Origin of the sequence: Pseudomonas sp. NPDC090208, assembly GCF_044746785.1 — a bacterium.
Taxonomy (GTDB): Bacteria; Pseudomonadota; Gammaproteobacteria; order Pseudomonadales; family Pseudomonadaceae; genus Aquipseudomonas.
The window spans coordinates 1-19,325 of the sequence record NZ_JBIVCU010000030.1 but is presented as its reverse complement, the minus strand read 5'-3'; the positions used below and the strand labels follow the sequence as shown (position 1 = coordinate 19,325).

The following is a 19,325-nucleotide window of genomic DNA, read 5'->3' as shown; positions in this document are numbered from 1 at the left end:
CATGAAATATACGATCAAGGCCGTGGGTAAGCGCGGCGAAGTCTTGTCCCTGGCGATGGATGCCGACAGTTCGATCGACGCCCAGGGCATGGTGGAAGCCCAGGGCATGCGCGTGCTCAACGTGCGCGCCGAATCGCGCTGGGAGATCCGTGGCTGGCGGCGCCCGGAAAATTTCAACCTGGTGCTGTTCAGCCAGGAACTGACCACCCTGCTCAACGCCGGGTTGCCGTTGATCGACGCGCTGGAGAGTCTGGCGGAAAAGGAAACCGCGCCCCAGGCGCGCAAGACCCTCGGCGGGCTGGTGCGGCTTCTATATGAAGGCAAATCGTTTTCCCAGGCCTTGACCCAGTTTCCGGCGGTATTCCCCACTTTGTACGTGGCGCTGGTGCAGTCCAGTGAAAAGACCGGCGCGGTCGGTGAGGCGCTGGGCCGTTATGTGTCGTACCGCAAGCGCATGGACGAAGTGCGCCAGCGCATCGTCAGCGCCTCGGTCTACCCGATGCTGCTGTTGATCGTCGGCGGCGCGGTGGTGCTGTTCCTGATGGGTTACGTGGTGCCGCGCTTCAGCCTGGTGTTCGAAGGGCTGGGTTCGAATCTGCCGTGGCTGTCGCGGGTGCTGATGGAAACCGGGATGTTCCTCCACGCCCACCAGATGGACTTCGCCATGGGCCTGGCCGCGTTCATCATCGGCATGGCGGTGCTGGTGCGCCAGCGGCGTTTCCGCCTGGCGTTCAACCGCACCATCGAACGGGTACCCACCGTGCATCAGCGGGTGTTCATGTACGAGCTGGCGCGGTTCTATCGCTCGCTGGGGATTCTGCTGCAAGGCGGTATCCCGATCCTCACCGCCATGGGCATGGTCCGCAACCTGCTGGGCAGCGCCTCGCAAATCCGCCTGGACCAGGCCAGCGAACGCATCCGCGAAGGTCAGGCGCTGTCGGTGGCGCTGGAGCAGAACAACCTCGCCACGCCGGTATCGCTGCGCATGCTGCGCGCCGGGGAACAATCGGGGAATCTGGGCCAGATGATGGAGCGCACCGCGGATTTCTACGACGAAGAAATCAGCCGCTGGATCGAATGGTTCGTGCGTCTGTTCGAGCCGTTGCTGATGACCTTTATCGGCTTGCTGATCGGCCTGATCGTGATCCTGATGTACATCCCGATCTTTGAACTGGCGTCGAGTATTCATTGAGGTGATCGGCGCGCTCTACGCCCCCCTGCACGCGCTGGCGTGCCCCGCGATCTTTTGTAGGAGCTGGCTTGTCCTGCGACCGGCGACGAAGTCGTCGTAAAACCTGCGCACGCGGTCTGTCTGACGCACCGCATTTATCGGATCTACGACTGCTGCGCAGCCGGTCGCAGGGCAAGCCAGCTCCTACAGGGATTGCGTTCCATTGCTGAATTCATGGCAGCACTGCATGCACCTTTATGGCGATTATCAACACAGTCCTCTGCCCCTAAGATCTTCCTCAACGGCCCGCACAACGCGGCCACACTTCGAGGAAGACAGCATGAAAGTCTGGTTCATTACTGGCGCATCCCGTGGCTTCGGCGCTCTGATCACTGAAAAGGCCCTGCAACAAGGCGACGCGGTCATCGCCACCGCACGCAAGCCGGCCGATGTCATCGCCCGTTTCGGCGACCACCCCAACCTGCTGGCGACCCGCCTGGACGTGACCCGCGAACAGGACGCCATCGACGCCGTTGCCGCCGGGGTCGAGCGTTTCGGGCATATCGACATTCTGGTCAACAATGCCGGTTACGGTCTGCTGGGTGCGGTGGAAGAATCCAGCAGCCAGGAAGTGGAAAACGTCTACGCCACCAACGTCTTCGGCCTGCTGAAAGTCACCCGCGCCGTGCTGCCGCACATGCGCCAGCGTCGCAGCGGGCACATCATCAACATCTCGTCCATCGGCGGTTATGACGCGTTTACCGGTTGGGGCGTGTACGGTTCGACCAAGTTCGCCGTGGAGGGCCTGAGCGATGCGATGTACATCGAACTCAAGCCGCTGGGCATCAACGTCACCGTGGTGCAACCGGGCTTCTTCCGCACCGACTTCCTCGATGAGCAATCGCTGATCAGTACCCAGGCCATCATCGACGACTACGCCGACACCGTGGGCGCCATGCGCAGCTTCGCCGCCGATGCCAACCACGCCCAGCCCGGTGACCCGACCCGTCTGGCCGACGCCTTCATCACCCTGGCCAACGCCGAAAACCCGCCCCGCCGCCTGCCGCTGGGCAGCGACACCGTGGCGCAGATCGGCATCAAGCATGAGCATGTGAATGCCGACCTGAAAGCCTGGGAAAGCGTGGCACGGTCGACCGACTTCCAAAGCTGACTTTGTGGTGTGAGGCACATCTCAGCCCGGCACCGGCCCTGTGGGAGCGGGCTTGCCCGCGAAGGCGGTGGATCAGTCAGCACAACATTGACTGGACTGATGTCTTCGCGAGCAGAGCTCCCTCCCACGGATTTTGTGGTGTCAGGTGCAACTCGGCCCGGCACCGGCCATGTGGGAGCGGGCTTGCCCGCGAAGGCGTCGGGTCAGCAGCACAACATTGACTGGCCTGACGCCTTCGCGAGCAGAGCTCCCTCCCACAGTTTTTGTGGTGTCAGGTGCAGCTCGGCCCGGCACCGGCCATGTAGGAGCGGGCTTGCCCGCGAAGGCGGTGGGTCAGTCAGCACAACATTGACTGGCCTGACGCCATCGCGAGCAGAGCTCCCTCCCACAGGTTTTGTGGTGTCAGGTGCAGCTCAGCCCGACACCGGCCCCGTAGGAGCGCGCTTGCCCGCGATGGCGGTGGGTCAGTCAGCACCACATTGGCTGGTGTGACGCCTTCGCGAGCAGGGCTCCCTCCCACAGGTTTTGTGGTGTCAGGTACATCTCAGCCCGGCACCGGCCATGTAGGAGTGAGCTTGCTCGCGATTGCGTTCGTTCAATCGCACCGATGTCGTCTGACAATCCGCCATCGCGAGCAAGCTCACTCCTACAATGACTCGGGGTGTGCACAGGAATTTCGAAAACTCCATACCGTAGGAGCGCGCTTGGTCTGGGCAGCATTCGGGCGATAGCGTCGGTTCAATCACAACCGCGCTGGCTGACCCACCTGCCCCGTGGCATCCCAGCCGCCACCCAGTGCCTTGTAGATGGCGACGATGGCCCGGTATTGGTCGGTTTCTCCGGACGCCTGGGCATCTTCGGCGGCCAGGCGTTCGCGTTGGGCGTCGAGGAGGATCAGGTAGTCGGCGGTGCCTTCGCGGTACTGGATCTCGGCGAGGTCGGCGGCCTTGCGGCTGGACTCGCTCTGCCGCACCAGCGACTGCAATCGCTGCTGACGCTTGCTGTAATCACTGAAGGCATTGTCGGTTTCCTCCAGCGCCAGCAACACGGTCTGCTCATAGTGCGCCATCGAACCCTCCGCCTCCGCCTTGGCGCCACGCAGGCGGGCCCGTACGCTGCCCAGGTCGAACGCCGCCCAGGTAATGCTCGGGCCCAGCCCCCAGGCCTGCGCCGCCCCCGAACCGAGTTGCGAACCCCGCGCTGCGGTAAACCCGAGAAAACCGCTGAGGCTGACCCGTGGGAACAGGTCCGCCGTGGCAACCCCGACATTCGCCGTCGCCGCCGCCAGTTGCCGTTCGGCGCTGCGCACGTCACTGCGCCGTTGCAGCAATTGGCCGGGGTCGCCCACCGGCAGGTTTTTCGAGATCGCCGGCAGCTCCTTGGGCGCCAGGTCCACGCTCAATTGCTCCGGACGCTCGCCCAGCAAGGTGGCGATGCGGTTGCGCTGATGCACCTGCTCGGCCTGCAACGCCGGAATGCTCGCCTCCACCGCCGCCAGCCGCGCATCGGCGCGCACCACGTCGATATCGTTGCCCAGCCCTTCATCGCGCAGTTGCACGGTGACGCCACGGGAATCCTGCTGGTTCTTCAGGTTGTTGCGGGCGATCTTCTCGCGCAATTGCGCACCGCGCAGCTGACCGTAGGCATCGGCCAACTCGGCAATCATGCTCACCCGCAACTGATCGAGGTCGGCCAGCGCCGCATCCTGCTGCGCGGTACTGGCTTCCAGCTCGCGCTGGATCCGTCCGAACAGGTCGATCTCCCAGGCCATGTCCAGCCCCAGGTCGTAGCGCTCGATATTGACCCGCTGTTCGGTCTGCCCCGGCACCTGCGCCCTGCCCAACTGGCTGCTGGCGCGGCTGGTGACCACCGGCAGCGCGTCGTTGCTGATGTCGTCGCGGATCGCCCGCGCCGATTTCCAGCGGGCGAAAGCGACGCGCAGATCGCGGTTGTCCTGCAACGACCGGCTGACCAGTTGATTCAACGTCGGGTCGTCGAACTGCTGCCACCACAGGCTTTCGAAATGGCTGCGGTCATAACTGCCGGCCTGTGCCGAAACGACAGTAGCGTCCGGCGTGTCCGGGGTCTTGTAGTCCGGGCCGACCGCACAGGCCGCCAAAGCCAGCGCCAGCAGGCTCGGGGTGAACAGTTTCAACAGGCTCATCAGTGCGCCTCCGGATTCAGAGCGGCCGAAGCATGGGCCCGGGCGGCCTTGCGCGCCTTGCCACGTTCGACGAAGTTGCGGATCAGAACGAAGAACACCGGAGTCAGCAGCAGACCGAAGAAGGTCACGCCCAACATGCCGGAGAACACCGCCACGCCCATGGCATGACGCATTTCGGAACCGGCGCCGGACGATGTCACCAGCGGGATCACGCCCATGATGAAGGCGAACGAGGTCATCAGAATCGGCCGCAGACGCATGCGGCAGGCTTCCAGCACCGCATCCAGCGGCGACAGACCTTCGTCCTGTTTGTCCTTGGCGAACTCGACGATCAGGATCGCGTTCTTGCACGCCAGCCCCACCAGTACGATCAGGCCGATCTGGGTGAAGATGTTGTTGTCGCTGCCGGCGATGATTACCCCGGCGATGGCCGACAGCAGGGTCATCGGCACGATCAGGATCACCGCCAGCGGCAGGCTCCAGCTCTCGTATTGCGCGGCCAGTACCAGGAACGCCAGCAGCACGCACAGCGGGAAAACAAACAGCGCGGTGTTGCCGGACAGAATCTGCTGGTAGGTCAGGTCGGTCCATTCATAGGTCATGCCCCGTGGCAGTTCTTCGGCCAGCAGTTTTTCCATTGCCGCCTGGGCCTGGCCCGAGCTGTAGCCCGGCGCCGGGCCGCCGTTGATTTCGGCGGTGATGAAACCGTTGTAGTGCATGACCCGGTCCGGGCCGGACACGCTGCTGACCTTGACGAACGTCGCCAGCGGGATCATCTCGCCCTTGTCGTTGCGCACTTTCAGCTGGCCGATCTGCTCGGGGTCCTGACGGAACGATTGCTCGCCCTGGACGTTGACCTGATAGGTGCGGCCGAAGCGGTTGAAGTCGTTGGCGTACAGCGAGCCCAGATAGACCTGCAGGGTGTCGAAAATGTCGCTGATCGCCACGCCGTGGGTCTTGGCCTTCTCGCGGTCGATGGCAGCGTCCACCTGCGGCACGTTGACCGTGTAACTGGTGAACAGGTTGGCCAGTTCCGGAATGCTGCGGCTCTTGGTGATGACGTTCATGGTTTCCTTGTACAGCGCGTCATAACCGAGGTTGCCACGGTCCTGAATCTGCAGGCGGAAACCGCCAATGGTGCCCAGGCCCATCACCGGCGGTGGCGGGAACACGGCGGTGTACGCTTCCTGGATACCGGCGAACTTCTGGTTCAGCGAGCCGGCAATGGCGCCCGCAGACATGCCCGGGTCCGTGCGCTCTTCGAACGCACTCAGGCCGATGAACACCACGCCGTTGTTGGGGCTGTTGGTGAAGCCGTTGATCGACAGACCGGGGAACGCCACAGCGCTGTCGAAGCCCGGTTCTTTCATGGCGATGTCGCCCATCTTCTTGATCACGTTTTCCGTGCGATCGAGGCTGGCGGCGTCCGGCAATTGCGCGAAGGTCACCAGGTACTTCTTGTCCTGAGTCGGCACGAAACCGGTCGGCGTGGTGGTAAAGCCGATGTAGGTCAGGCCGATCAGCCCGGCGTACATCACCAGCGCCACGCCACTCAGGCGTACGACCCGGCGCACGGTGCCGACATAGCCATGGCTGGCTTTCTCGAACACCCGGTTGAACGGCCGGAACAGCCAGCCGAGCAGCCCATCCAGCACCCGCGAGAAACGGTCCTTCGGCGCGTCGTGGCCCTTGAGCAACACGGCGGCCAGCGCTGGCGACAGAGTCAGCGAGTTGAACGCCGAGATCACCGTGGAGATGGCGATGGTCAGCGCGAACTGTTTGTAGAACTGCCCGGTCAACCCGGAAATGAACGCTGCCGGGACGAACACCGCACAGAGCACCAGCGCGGTGGCGATGATCGGGCCGGTCACTTCGCCCATGGCCTTCTGCGTGGCCGCCACCGGGTTCAGGCCCAGCTCGATGTTGCGCTCGACGTTCTCCACCACAACGATGGCATCGTCGACCACGATACCGATGGCCAGTACCAGCCCGAACAACGACAGCGCGTTGAGCGAAAAACCGAACACGTGCATCACCGCAAAAGTGCCGATCAGCGACACCGGCACCGCCACCAGCGGGATGATCGAGGCACGCCAGGTCTGCAGAAACAGGATCACCACCAGCACCACCAGAATCAGCGCTTCGAACAGGGTATGCACCACCGCTTCGATGGAACTGCGCACGAAAATGGTCGGGTCATAGACGATGCTGTAGTCCATGCCTTCGGGGAAGCTCTTCTTCAGCTCGGCCATTTTCGCGCGAACCTGATTGGACACCTCGATGGCGTTGGAACCGGGCCGCTGGAAGATCGGCATGGCCACCGCCGGCTCGTTGTTCAGACGGGCACGCAAGGCATAGGCGCTGGAGCCCAGCTCGACCCGGGCGATGTCACGCACGCGGGTGATCTCGCCATCGGGACCGGCGCGGACGATGACGTTCTCGAACTCCTCTTCAGTGACCAGACGGCCCTGGGTGTTGATCGACATCTGGAAGCTGGAGTCGCTCGGCGACGGCGGCGCGCCCAGTTGCCCGGCGGCGACCTGGCGGTTCTGCTCGCGAATGGCATTGACCACGTCGGTGGCGGTGATATTGCGCGACGCGGTCTTGTTCGGATCGAGCCAGACCCGCAGCGAATATTCGCCAAGCCCCCAGACCTGCGCGTCGCCCACACCGTTCAGCCGCGCCAGCTCATCCTTGACGTTGAGCGTGGCGTAGTTGGACAGGTACAGCATGTCGTAACGCTTGTCCGGCGAAGTCAGGTGCACCAGCAGGGTCAGCTCGGGCGAGGCCTTGTCGACGGTGATGCCGATGCGCGTCACCTCTTCCGGCAATTTCGGCTCGGTGCGGGTCACGCGGTTCTGTACCTGCACCTGGGCGTTGTCCAGATCGGTGCCCAACGCGAAGGTGATTGTCAGCGTGAGCTTGCCATCGGCAGTGGATTGCGACGACATGTACAGCATGTTTTCGACGCCGGTGATCGCCTGCTCCAGCGGTGCGGCCACGGTTTCACCGATGACTTTCGGGTTGGCGCCGGGGAAGTTGGCCTTGACCACCACGGTCGGCGGCACCACGTCTGGGTATTCGCTGATCGGCAACTGAAACAGCGAGATCGCGCCGCCGATCAGGATCAGCAGCGACAGCACGGCGGCGAAGATCGGCCGCTGAATGAAGAATCGGGAGAATTTCATGGTCGTCTCCCTTAGCCGCGCGGGCCGGCGGCGCTGGCGATTTTCGCCGGTGCTGCGGTTTTGCCTTGAGCCTGATTGCTGGCTTCCAGCGCCTGACGCTGTTCGGCCAGTGCCGCGAGGGTGTCGGCGCTGGCCATCGGCGTGATCTGCGGATCGATCGGCGAGCCCGGACGCACCCGCTGCAGGCCGTTGACGATGATGCGGTCATCCTTGAGCAGGCCGCTGCGCACGATGCGCAAACCTTCCAGCTTCGGTCCCAGATCGACGCTGCGATAAACCGCCTTGTTGTCCTTGTCGACCACCAGCACGAATTTCTTGCCCAGATCGGTGCCGACCGCTTCGTCCTTGATCAGCGTCGCGGCGTAGGTGCCGCTGCCGACCAGCTTCAGACGTGCATACAGGCCCGGCGTGTAGCGGCCATCGCTGTTGTCGAACACGGCCCGACCACGGATGGTGCCGGTGCGCGGGTTGACCTGGTTATCGACGAAATTCATCTGCCCCAAGTGCTTGTTGTCCGATTCGTTGGACAGGCCCATGTACACCGGCGTCGACGCGCTGCGCTTACCGTCGCGGGACAACTGGTTGTACTTGAGAAACACGCGCTCGTCGGCGTCGAAATAGGCGTAGACCTTGTCGGTCGACACCAGCCGGGTGAGGATCGACTGATCGGCGCTGACGATGTTGCCGGCGGTGATTTCGGCACGGCTGACGCGGCCGCTGATCGGTGCGGTGACGCGGGTGAAGCTCAGGTTCAGGCGCGCCAGATCCAGCTGTGCCTGGGTCGCCGCAACACTGGCGCGGGCTTCCTGGGCGGTGGTGTTGCGTGCCTCGGCGATCTCGGCAGAGATCGCGTTGTTGGTGCGCAGCCGCTCGCCACGCTGGGCTTCGGCGTCGGTACGGGCCACGGTGGCCTTGACCTGTTGCAGTTGCGCTTCAAGCCGATGTACTTCCGCTTCGAAAGGACGCGGGTCGATCTGGAACAGCAGATCGCCCTTCTTCACCAGCGCGCCATCGACGAACGCCACCGAATCGATCTGGCCCGACACCCGTGGCCGCACTTCCACGGTTTCCGGGGCCTCCAGGCGCGCGGTGACTTCGTCCCATTCGATCACCGGCTGTTCCAGCACCTGCGCGACATCGACCTTGGGTGCTGCGGGTGCCTGGGCGGTTGCCGATGCGCCCTTGTCGCAGGCGCTGAGCATCGCCAGCGCCAATGCCGCAAGGGGATAACGAAGAAGCGTGAGTGACTGTTGCATTGCCGTGCCCGCCAACTGATTGAAAAAAGTGGTCGGATTGTCGGCGAGGCTCTCGCCCCGAACGAATTGAATGCGATCAATGCTGATATCACTACAGATGATAGTTGTAATATCAAATCCGCAATATTCAATACCCTCTTTAAATCAGTAGGTTAGACAATCCTGAAACGATCAGAACGAGGTGCTGCCTTCGCCCTCGTTGCCGAGAAACATGCTGATCCGCGAACGCAACCAGCGCTCGGCCGGATCGTTGTCCTTGTCCAGCGTCCAGACCATGTGTACGGCCAGGTCTTCCAGCGCCACCGGCAAAGGCTGGGCGCGCAACCGACCATTGGCAGTGAACACCTCGGCGGCGTAGTCCGGCACGGCGGCCAGCATGTCGGTACCTTCGAGCAGTGCGCCGAGGCTGTTGAAATGCGGCACGGCGAGCACCACCTTGCGCTCGCGGCCCAGACGGCGCAGCGCGTCATCGACAAAGCCCACCGTGCCCCCGGCAAACGACACCAGCGCGTGAGGCCTGGCGCAGAACTGTTCCAGATCCAGCTCGCCCGGCGCATCGTCGCCGCGCAGCAGCACCGTGCGCGTGACCCGCAGGTTGCGCCGTTTGGCGGCGGCTGGCAGATCGATGGTGTAACCCACGCCGACGGTGATTTCACCGGACGCCAGCAGGCGCGGCATCAGCAAGTAATTGGCGCGGCTGACCACCAGCGCCACCCCCGGCGCTTCGGCCCGGATACGCCGCAGCAAGCGCGGCAACAGGGCGAATTCGACGTCATCGCTGAGGCCGATGCGAAACACGCGGTCGCTGCTGGCGGGGTCGAAACCGGTAGGACGCTGCACTGCCTGGGCAATCGATTCCAGCGCCGGGCCCAGCAATTGCGCAATTTCCCTGGCCCTGGGCGTCGGCTCCATGAAACGCCCGACGCGCTGGAACAGCGGATCGTTGAACAGCGTACGCAATCGCCCCAACGCCAGACTCACCGCCGGCTGGCCGAGGTACATGCGCTCGGCGGCGAGACTCACACTGCGGGCGTGCATCAGGGCTTCGAAAATCAGCAGCAGATTGAGGTTGATATGACGCAGGTCGCTGCGATTCATCGACGGAAACTCGCTTTACATTACATGTGTAATATTTGCAAATTCAGCGAGGGTAAGTCAAAGCGCAAACGTCTGTTTGGGGACCGCCGGTCCGTAGCAGTTCGGCTTTTGTGGCGTGCCGCTATTCACCACACGCCACAAAACCTGTAGGAGTGAGCTTGCTCGCGATAGCGGTGGTTCAGTCAACATTGCATTGGCTGATCCGACGCTATCGCGAGCGAGCTCACTCCTACGGGGGGGGCGTGGTAGGCAGGCGCGCAAAAAAAAGCGCCACGACAAGGCGTGGCGCTTTTTCTCAAGCAAAGCTGCGACTCAGCCGGTCAACAGCACTTCGGACCGGCCTTGCCGCCGTAGCGGGCGTCCTGGCGTTCGCGGAAGAACGCTTCGTAGGACATCACCGGCTGGTCCGGGTGGGTCTTTTGCATGTGCTCGACATAGTTGTCGTAGTCCGGCATGCCCACCATCAGGCGGGCAGCCTGCCCCAGGTATTTGCCCAGACGACTGAGGTCATTGAACATCAGTGCGCTTCCGGCATGGCCTGGAACGGAGCCTCCTTGTCGCTACGCTCTTTCTTGACCCAGGCGGCACGGCCGACCTTGATCGCGTAGAACAGGATGCTCAGCACCACGAACAGGAACAGTGCAGTCAACGCCGCGTTGGTGTACGCATTGAAGATCACGTGTTGCATTTGCTCGACAGTCTTGGCCGGGGCCAGGATCTGACCGGCTTCGGCGGCCACGCTGTACTTCTTCGCCAGGGCCAGGAAACCGACGGCCGGGCTTGGGTCGAACAGCTTGATGAAGCCTGCGGACACGGTGCAGATCAGCAACCACGAAGCTGGCAGGATGGTGACCCAGGCGTACTGCTGGCGCTTCATCTTGATCAGCACGACGGTGGACAGCATCAGCGCGATACCGGCCAGCATCTGGTTGGAGATGCCGAACAGCGGCCACAGGGTATTGATGCCACCCAGCGGGTCGATCACGCCTTGGTACAGCAGGTAACCCCACAGCGCCACGCAACCACCGGTGCCGATGGCGTTGGCAGTCCACGACTCGGTGCGCTTCAGGGCCGGCACGAAGCTGCCCAGCAGATCTTGCAGCATGAAACGACCGGCACGGGTACCGGCGTCGACCGCGGTGAGGATGAACAGCGCTTCGAACAGGATCGCGAAGTGGTACCAGAACGCCATGGTGTTCTCACCCGGCAGCACCTGGTGCAGGATCTGCGCGATACCGACGGCCAGGGTCGGTGCACCACCGGCACGGGCCAGGATGGTGTTTTCGCCGATGTCCTTGGCGGTAGCGATCAGGGTGTCAGGGCTGATGGCAAAACCCCAGCCGCTGATGGTCTGAGCCACTGCCACTGCGTCACCACCGACAACCGCTGCAGGGCTGTTCATGGCGAAGTACACGCCCGGATCGATCACCGAGGCCGCGACCATTGCCATGATGGCAACGAACGATTCCATCAGCATGCCGCCGTAACCGATGTAACGGGCGTTCTTCTCGTTATCCAGCAGTTTCGGCGTGGTGCCCGAAGAAATCAGCGCGTGGAAACCCGACACCGCACCGCAAGCGATGGTGATGAACAGGAACGGGAACAGAGCGCCTTTCCACACCGGACCGGTGCCGTCGGTGAACTGGGTCAGGGCCGGCATTTTCAGCTCTGGTGCCAGCACCAGGATGCCGATCGCTAGGGCAACGATGGTGCCGATTTTCAGGAAGGTCGACAGGTAGTCGCGCGGCGCCAGCACCAGCCACACCGGCAGCATGGCGGCGACGAAGCCGTAACCGACCAGCATCCAGGTGATCTGAATACCGGTAAAGGTGAAGGCATGCGCCCACTCAGGGTGCGAAGCGACCTGACCACCGGCCCAGATCGACAGCAGCAACAGCACCACGCCGATGATCGAGATTTCACCGATACGGCCCGGGCGGATATAGCGCATGTACACACCCATGAACATCGCGATCGGGATGGTCGCCATCACGGTGAACATGCCCCACGGGCTTTCAGCCAGCGCCTTGACCACGATCAATGCCAGCACCGCCAGGATGATGATCATGATCAGGAAGCAGCCGAACAGCGCGATGGTGCCGGGAACGCGGCCCATCTCTTCGCGGACCATGTCGCCCAGCGAACGGCCGTTACGGCGTGTGGACAGGAACAGAACCATGAAGTCCTGCACCGCACCGGCCAGCACCACGCCGGCGATCAGCCACAGCGTGCCCGGCAGGTAACCCATTTGCGCAGCCAGTACCGGACCGACCAGCGGGCCGGCGCCTGCGATGGCGGCGAAGTGGTGACCGAAAAGAATGTGTTTGTTGGTCGGAACGTAGTCCAGCCCGTCATTGTTCAGCACCGCCGGGGTGGCCCGGGTCGGATCGAGTTGCATGACGCGGTTGGCGATGAACAGACTGTAGTAGCGGTAGGCAACCAGATAAATGGCTACGGCAGCGACGACAATCCAGAGGGCGTTGATGGCTTCACCGCGGCGCAGCGCGACTACACCCAAGGCGCATGCCCCGAGGGCAGCAACGGCAAACCAACCCAGGTGTTTGGTCAGTCGGGTCATTGAGGGTCTCCTGCCGAAGCTCATGGCTGCGGCGTCTTGTTATTGTTCGATCCGGGGTACCGGAGCGTCGCCACTATCTACCCAGTTGTCAGCCAGAGAAATTCGTACTACTACGGTTTCTTCTGCGTAGAACTACGCAGACGCACTCCAGATGACACGGCCCCCTGTAGGAGCTGGCTTGCCCTGCGACCGGCTGCGCAGCAGTCGTAAATCCTGACGACTATGCATGCCTGGCACACCGCGTTTACCGGTCTTACGACGACTTCGTCGCCGGTCGCAGGGCAAGCCAGCTCCTACAGGGGGGCCCGGCGTTCATGGCGGTCGGCGCCCGTTCCGTGTCTAATACCGCCCATAACAACACCCGCCCGCCGGACACCGCCTGCCATGCAACTCAAATACAAGATCGTCGCCCTGGGCATACTGCCGCTGATTCTCGCCGTGGCGGTGATCTGCGCACTGGTCATCGTGCAGAACCAGCGTCTGGGCGAGCAGCAGGCGCAGCTCATCGAGGACAGCATCCTCGCCAGCAAACGCGCCGAGCTGAAAAACTACGTCGAGATGGCCATGAGCGCGCTGGCACCGATCTACGACAGTGGCAAGGACGACGAACAGACCAAACAGCGCGTGCTGGAAGAACTGTCCAAGCTGAGCTTCGGCATCGACGGCTATTTCTTCGTCTACGACCGCAATGGCCGCAACCTGATGCACCCGCGCCAGGCCGCGCTGGTCGGTCAGGACCTGTGGAACATGACCGACCCGCAGGGCCTGCTGGTGATTCGCGCGTTGTTGCAGAGCGCCGAGTCCGGCGACGGTTTTCAGCATTACGCCTGGGAAAAACCGTCCACCGGCCAGGTCACCGACAAACTGGCCCACGTGGTGATGCTCAAGCGCTGGGGCTGGATGCTCGGCACCGGCATTTATCTGGAAGACGTCGAACGCGCCACCCAACAGGCGCGCCAGGAAGTGGCACGGGGCATTTACGCAACCATGCTCGACATCGGCGCCGTGGCTCTGATCGCGGTGTTGCTGGTGTTCGTCTGCGGCGTGACCCTCAATGCCAGCGAACACCGACTGGCCGACCGCAAGCTGCAACTGCTCAACCAGCGCATCATGAACCTGCAGGAAGAAGAACGTTCGCGGCTGTCCCGCGAACTGCACGACGGCATCAGCCAGGTGCTGGTGTCGATCAAGTTCCAGTTCGAACTGGCCGCCCTGCAGCTGGAAGGCAACGACCCGCGCGGCCTCGACACCCTGCGGGTCGGCACCGAACGGCTGGGCGAGGCCATCGGTGAGGTGCGGACCATTTCCCACGACCTGCGCCCTTCCCTGCTCGACACCCTCGGGCTGGCGGCGGCGGTGACGCAACTGGTGGCCGAGTTCGAACAACAAAGCGGCCTGACCATCCATTACCGCCACAACCTGGGCAACCTGAAACTCGCCGAAGGTGCGCCGGTGGCGCTGTTCCGCATCCTCCAGGAAGCGCTGACCAACGTCGAACGCCACGCCCACGCGCACAACGTCTACATCGACCTGCAGGGCAACCGCAAACAGGTGCAACTGAGCGTGCGCGACGACGGCATCGGCTTCCGTGTCGACGGCGAGCCGTTTCAGGAGATACAGGGCGGCATCGGATTGCGTAATATTCGCGAGCGCGTCGAACACTTCCACGGCCAGCTCAATCTTTATTCGGTCCCCGGCCACAGCGAACTGACCGTGACCATGCCGGTCAGCGTCGCCGCCTGAACCCGACCCAGACAGGAACTTCGACCCGATCATGAGCGACAGCCCGACCATCCGCATTGCCCTGGTCGATGACCACTCGCTGGTCCGCGACGGCGTACGCGCCCTGCTCTCCACCCGTCCGCTGTTCGAGGTGGTGGGCGAAGCGGAAAACGCCGCACAGGCCCTCATCATGTGCGAACAGGTGCAGCCGGACATTCTGCTGGTGGACATCGGCCTGCAGGACATGAACGGCCTGGAACTGACCCAGTTGATCCGCCAGCGCTGCCCGACGATCAAGATCCTCGTGCTGAGCATGTACGACAACCAGGAATACGTCGCCACCTCGATCCGCGCCGGCGCCAGCGGTTATGTGCTGAAGAACGCGCCCTCGCGGGAGATCGTCGCCGCCATTGAAGCGATTGCCACCGGCGGCACCTTCTACAGCGCCGAAGTGACGCTGAGGCTGATCTCGAAAAAACCGGAAGAAAACGAACTGACACCCCGCGAAGTGCAGGTGCTGGTGGGATTGGCCAAAGGCCTGGACAACAAGACCATCGCCCGCGACCTGGCGATCAGCGTCCGCACCGTGGAAACCCACCGCCTGAGCATCCGCCGCAAATTGAACATCGACAAACCGGCCGGGCTGGTCAAATACGCGATGGAGCATGGCCTGCTGTTGCCGTGACCGCACTGGCAATCAACGCGTAGGAGCGCGCTTGCTCTGGGCCACATTCGGACGATGGCAGTTATCCTGTCAACATGGTGTTGGCCGACCTGACACTATCGCGAGCAAGCTCACTCCTACGAGAGGCAGCCGGACGTTGCTGCCATGTTCACTTTCACACAACAACCGTAGGAGTGAGCTTGCTCGCGATAGCAATGGTTCAATCAACACTGTGCTGGATGACACAACGCATTCGCCAGCAAGCCGGCTCCTACAGGTTTGATGTGCATGACGCCGTAGCGAAGCGGCTCAATACCGCGGTTTCACCGCCCTCCACTCCGGTTTGTACTTCTGCATCTGCTTGACGTCATCGCGTGAGCGGATGCCGCAGGTCAGGTACTGGTCGTTGAGCTTGCCGAGCTGGTCGTAGTCCAGTTCCAGACCCAGGCCCGGGTCGCGGGTGATCTTCACGCAGCCGTCGACAATCGGCAGCTTGCCGCCCTTGATCACTTCCTCGTCCGGCTCCTGCCACGGGTAATGGGTGTCGCAGGCGTAATCCAGGTTCGGCACCGCCGCTGCCACATGGGCCATGGCCATCAGGCTGATGCCCAGGTGCGAGTTGGAGTGCATCGACACGCCAAGACCGAAGGTTTCACACATTTTCGCCAGCGCCTGGGTGTCGCGCAGGCCGCCCCAGTAATGATGGTCGGCGAGGACGATCTGCACGCTGTTCTGCGCCACGCTGCGGCGGAACTCGTCGAAATCGGTGACCACCATGTTGGTCGCCAGCGCCAGACCGGTGCGTTTATGCAGCTCGGCCATGCCCTCCAGCCCCGGCGTCGGGTCTTCGTAATATTGCAGGTCGTCGCCCAGCAATTCGGCCATGCGGATCGACGTTTCCAGCGACCAGTTGCCGTTGGGGTCGATGCGCAGCGGGTAGCCGGGGAAGGCCTTTTTCAGCGCCTTGATGCACGCCACTTCATGTTCCGGGTCCAGCGCGCCGGCCTTGAGCTTGATGCTCTTGAAGCCGTAGGCCTCGATCATCCGCCGCGCCTGGGCAACGATATGCTCCTCGCTCAGGGCCTCGCCCCAACTATCCGGTGCGTAAGGCGAATCGGCATGCTGCGCGTATTTGAAGAACAGGTAAGCACTGAACGGCACTTGATCGCGCACCGCGCCACCGAGCAGGTCCACCAGCGGCAGGTTCATCGAACGCGCCTGCAAGTCGAGAAACGCCACTTCGAACGCCGAGTAGGCATTGCTCACCGCTTTGCTGGCGTGGGAACCGGGGGCCAGTTCGGCACCGGCGATGCTGGCCGGTTTGTGCGCCGCGACCGTGGCTTTGACCACCGCGCGCAGCTGCGCCAGGTTGAACGGGTCCATGCCGATCAACTGGCTCTGCAACTGCTGCTGGATCGCCAGCGCCGGCGCATCGCCATAACTTTCACCCAGACCGATATAGCCGTTGTCGCTTTCCACTTCGATGATCGAGCGCAGTGCGTAGGGTTCATGGATGCCGCTGGCGTTGAGCAATGGCGGGTCACGGAAGGCAATCGGGGTGACGGTGACACGTGTGATTTTCAAAAGACTTCTCCCGGTCGATCAGGGTTTCAGGCGTGGGGTTGGGTTGAGCGTGTTGCTGCCATGCAGCGCGACAGGCTCTACAGAAGGTGTGCCCTTGGGCGTGGTGCGAGCGAAAAAGATCACCACGGCGGCCAGCAGCGAGGTGGCAGCCAGGCCGTACAGACCGCCCTGGATCGAGCCGGTGGTCTGCTCCAGAAAGCCGAACGCGGTCGGTGCCACGAAGCCGCCAAGGTTGCCGATGGAATTGATCAGGGCGATCACTGCTGCCGCGATCCGCGCATCCAGATAGCCCTGCGGGATCGGCCAGAACATCGCCGACGCGGCCTTGAAGCCAATCGCCGCGAAGCAGATGGCGACGAAAGCAAATACCGGCCCGCCGGTGGTCGAAGCGAACATGCCGCAAGCGGCGATCACCAGGGTCAGCGCGACCCAGGCCTGTTGGTGCTTGAAGCGTGCAGCCAGCGCGGCAAAGCCGTACATGGCGATGATCGAAATGATCCACGGAATCGAGTTGAACAGGCCGACCTGGAAGTCGCTCATGCTGCCCATTTTCTTGATCATGCTCGGCAGCCAGAAGGTCGCGCCGTAGATGGTCAGGGCCACCGAGAAATAGATGAAGCAGAACAGCACGATCTGCCGGTCCGCCAGCAGCTTGAACAGCGACGGCTTGACCACTTGCGCCGCTTCACGGGCACGTTGCTCAGCGTCGATGGCAGTCACCAGCGCGGTTTTCTCCTCCTCGCTCAGCCATTTGGCTTCACGGGGATGGGACTGCAGCCAGAACCAGACGAAACCGCACAGGGCAATCGAGGCAAAGCCTTCGATCAGGAACATCCACTGCCAGCCGTGCAGGTTCAGGCCGCTGATGCCGAGCAAGGCGCCGGACACCGGACCGGAAATCACCGACGCCACCGCCGAGCCGCTGAGGAAGATCGCCATGGCCTTGCCGCGCTCGCTGGCCGGCAGCCACTGGGTGAAGTAATAGATGATGCCGGGGAAGAAGCCCGCCTCTGCCGCGCCGAGCACGAAGCGCAGGATATAGAAGCTGGTTTCGCCACGCACGAAGGCCATGGCCATCGCCGCCGCACCCCAGGTGAACATGATGCGGGTCAGCCAGGCGCGGGCGCCGAAGCGTTGCAGGAGCATGTTCGACGGCACTTCGAACAGCGCATAACCGACGAAAAACAGCCCGGCACCCAGGCCATAGGCGGCAGCACCGATGCCAAGGTCGGTTTCCATGTGGCTGCGCACGAAACCGATGTTGACCCGGTCGATGTAGTTGACGATGAACATCACCACAAACAGCGGCAGCACATGCCGTTTGACCTTGGCGGCGGCGCTGGCCAGCGCACTCGGGTCGGCGGTGGATTGGAGGGTATTCAAGGGGCGACTCCCGTTCATTGTTTTTTTGGGGGCTTTCTTGGGGATGTCTCGATGATGGACGCCGATATTGTTCCCGTCTAATCTAGATTGACTGTCGATTGATACCCGGAATATATCAATGTTCGAGCTGGCCCAATTGCGCTGCTTCACCACCGTGGCCACAGAGCTGAATTTTCGCCGCGCCGCCGAGCGCCTGAACATGACCCAGCCGCCATTGAGCCGGCAGATCCAGTTGCTGGAACATCACTTGGGTGTCGAGCTGTTCACCCGCAGCACCCGCAGCGTGGCCCTGACCGCTGCTGGCCGCGCCTTTTTTATCGAAGCACAGACGTTGCTGGAGCGAGCGCAACAGGCGGCCATCGCTGCCCGGCGTTTTGCCGAGGGCGATATCGGTTCGGTGACCATCAGTTTCGTCGGCAGCGCGGTGTATGAGTTTTTGCCGAAAGTGATCGCCGAGGCGCGGCTCAACCAGCCCCACGTGAAAATCTCGCTGACCGAACTGAACACCTATTCCCAGCATGAAGCCCTGCGCGCACGGCGCATCGATCTGGGCATCGCCCGTGCGCCGTTGCTACAGCCGGGCTATGAGACCGAGTTGCTGGTGCGCGAGCCGTTCGTGCTGGCCGTGCCCGGCAATCATCCGCTGGCCCAAGCCGATTCGGTCTGCGTGCAGGATCTGGATGCCCAGCCGTTTCTGATGTATTCGCACTCGGCCTATCCGCCGTTCAACGAACTGCTCACCGGTACCTTGCGCTCGGCGCAGGTGGCGCCGGAGTACGTGCAATGGCTGGGTTCGTCGCTGACCATTCTGGCGCTGGTCAACGCCGGCCTTGGCCTGGCGCTGGTGCCCCGCTGCGCCACCAATGTGGTGTTCAAGGACGTGGTGTTCCGCGAGATCGATCTGGGTGAAGGGGTGCAAAGCGAGCTGCACCTGATCTGGCGCTCGGACAACGACAACCCGGCGTGCATGATGCTGCTGGAAGCGATCCGCGCGGCGGTCAGGGCGGAGGCCAGGTAATGGACTGAGCGTCTGGCGACACAACACTGCCCGGCGAATCTCCGCGCTTTTGATTCTGGCCGCAGGCCGTGGGAGCCGGCTTGCTGGCGAATGCGTCGATACATTCAATATAGAGGTGTCCGACCTGACGCCTTCGCGAGCAGGGCTCCCTCCCACGGGCTCTGTGTTGATCAATGGATTGGCGCACGACGGCTTCGGTTCAGCGGACACCGGATGCATTTGATTCTGGCCGCAGGCCGTGGGAGATTCTATGTTTGGGTTGTACTCCCCAAACATCTCCCAGGAACGTATTCGCTCTGATTGCGCATCAGCGAAAATGCAACCTGCG

Annotated in this window: 13 protein-coding genes; 5 read left to right on the top strand and 8 right to left on the bottom strand. The window is 62.7% G+C overall.

What is annotated here, in order from left to right:
* Position 1: 1 nt before the first annotated feature.
* Together ACIPL0_RS30025 and ACIPL0_RS30020 are read left to right on the top strand one after the other, a co-directional pair.
* On the top strand, positions 2 to 1,192 hold the full coding sequence (locus ACIPL0_RS30025) for a type II secretion system F family protein (RefSeq protein WP_400602369.1): 1,191 nt from the start codon (positions 2 to 4) through the stop codon (positions 1,190 to 1,192).
* 319 nt (positions 1,193 to 1,511) lie between these two features.
* On the top strand, positions 1,512 to 2,342 hold the full coding sequence (locus ACIPL0_RS30020; RefSeq protein WP_400602367.1) for an oxidoreductase: 831 nt from the start codon (positions 1,512 to 1,514) through the stop codon (positions 2,340 to 2,342).
* 742 nt (positions 2,343 to 3,084) lie between these two features.
* Here the strand turns inward: ACIPL0_RS30020 and ACIPL0_RS30015 are convergent.
* The 6 genes from ACIPL0_RS30015 to ACIPL0_RS29990 form a co-directional block, all read right to left on the bottom strand.
* The gene (locus ACIPL0_RS30015; protein ID WP_400602365.1) at positions 3,085 to 4,506 is read right to left on the bottom strand and encodes an efflux transporter outer membrane subunit; all 1,422 of its coding nucleotides are present in this window, start codon (positions 4,504 to 4,506) and stop codon (positions 3,085 to 3,087) included.
* Positions 4,506 to 7,694, bottom strand: a complete 3,189-nt coding sequence (locus ACIPL0_RS30010; RefSeq protein WP_400602363.1) for an efflux RND transporter permease subunit — start codon at positions 7,692 to 7,694, stop codon at positions 4,506 to 4,508. The genes ACIPL0_RS30015 and ACIPL0_RS30010 overlap by 1 nt, the downstream gene beginning before the upstream one ends.
* Before the next feature lie 11 nt (positions 7,695 to 7,705).
* The gene (gene mexE, locus ACIPL0_RS30005) at positions 7,706 to 8,950 is read right to left on the bottom strand and encodes a multidrug efflux RND transporter periplasmic adaptor subunit MexE (protein WP_400602361.1); all 1,245 of its coding nucleotides are present in this window, start codon (positions 8,948 to 8,950) and stop codon (positions 7,706 to 7,708) included.
* Positions 8,951 to 9,121: 171 nt separating this feature from the next.
* Complete coding sequence (locus ACIPL0_RS30000; protein ID WP_400602359.1) at positions 9,122 to 10,048, bottom strand: LysR family transcriptional regulator; 927 nt, start codon at positions 10,046 to 10,048, stop codon at positions 9,122 to 9,124.
* Positions 10,049 to 10,368: 320 nt separating this feature from the next.
* Positions 10,369 to 10,566: a YbdD/YjiX family protein gene (locus tag ACIPL0_RS29995; protein WP_346831135.1), complete on the bottom strand. Its 198-nt coding sequence runs from the start codon at positions 10,564 to 10,566 to the stop codon at positions 10,369 to 10,371.
* Positions 10,566 to 12,626, bottom strand: coding sequence for a carbon starvation CstA family protein (locus tag ACIPL0_RS29990; RefSeq protein WP_400602357.1), 2,061 nt, complete (start codon positions 12,624 to 12,626; stop codon positions 10,566 to 10,568). The genes ACIPL0_RS29995 and ACIPL0_RS29990 overlap by 1 nt, the downstream gene beginning before the upstream one ends.
* Before the next feature lie 384 nt (positions 12,627 to 13,010).
* Between ACIPL0_RS29990 and ACIPL0_RS29985 the strand changes: the two genes are divergently transcribed.
* Complete coding sequence (locus ACIPL0_RS29985) at positions 13,011 to 14,369, top strand: cache domain-containing protein (protein WP_400602355.1); 1,359 nt, start codon at positions 13,011 to 13,013, stop codon at positions 14,367 to 14,369.
* 31 nt (positions 14,370 to 14,400) lie between these two features.
* On the top strand, positions 14,401 to 15,033 hold the full coding sequence (locus ACIPL0_RS29980; protein ID WP_400602353.1) for a response regulator: 633 nt from the start codon (positions 14,401 to 14,403) through the stop codon (positions 15,031 to 15,033).
* A 288-nt stretch (positions 15,034 to 15,321) separates the two neighbouring features.
* Here ACIPL0_RS29980 and ACIPL0_RS29975 read toward each other — a convergent pair whose 3' ends face one another.
* Both ACIPL0_RS29975 and ACIPL0_RS29970 read right to left on the bottom strand, forming a co-directional pair.
* Positions 15,322 to 16,596 carry a glucarate dehydratase family protein gene (locus ACIPL0_RS29975; protein WP_400602351.1) on the bottom strand — a complete coding sequence of 425 codons (1,275 nt, stop codon included), beginning with the start codon at positions 16,594 to 16,596 and terminating at the stop codon, positions 15,322 to 15,324.
* A gap of 18 nt (positions 16,597 to 16,614) precedes the next feature.
* Positions 16,615 to 17,979: an MFS transporter gene (locus ACIPL0_RS29970; RefSeq protein WP_400602349.1), complete on the bottom strand. Its 1,365-nt coding sequence runs from the start codon at positions 17,977 to 17,979 to the stop codon at positions 16,615 to 16,617.
* A 118-nt stretch (positions 17,980 to 18,097) separates the two neighbouring features.
* Here ACIPL0_RS29970 and ACIPL0_RS29965 point away from each other — a divergent pair, with 118 nt between their 5' ends.
* A complete protein-coding gene (locus ACIPL0_RS29965; protein ID WP_400602347.1) occupies positions 18,098 to 18,997 on the top strand; it encodes a LysR substrate-binding domain-containing protein in 900 nt (299 codons plus the stop codon).
* Positions 18,998 to 19,325 lie beyond the last annotated feature (328 nt).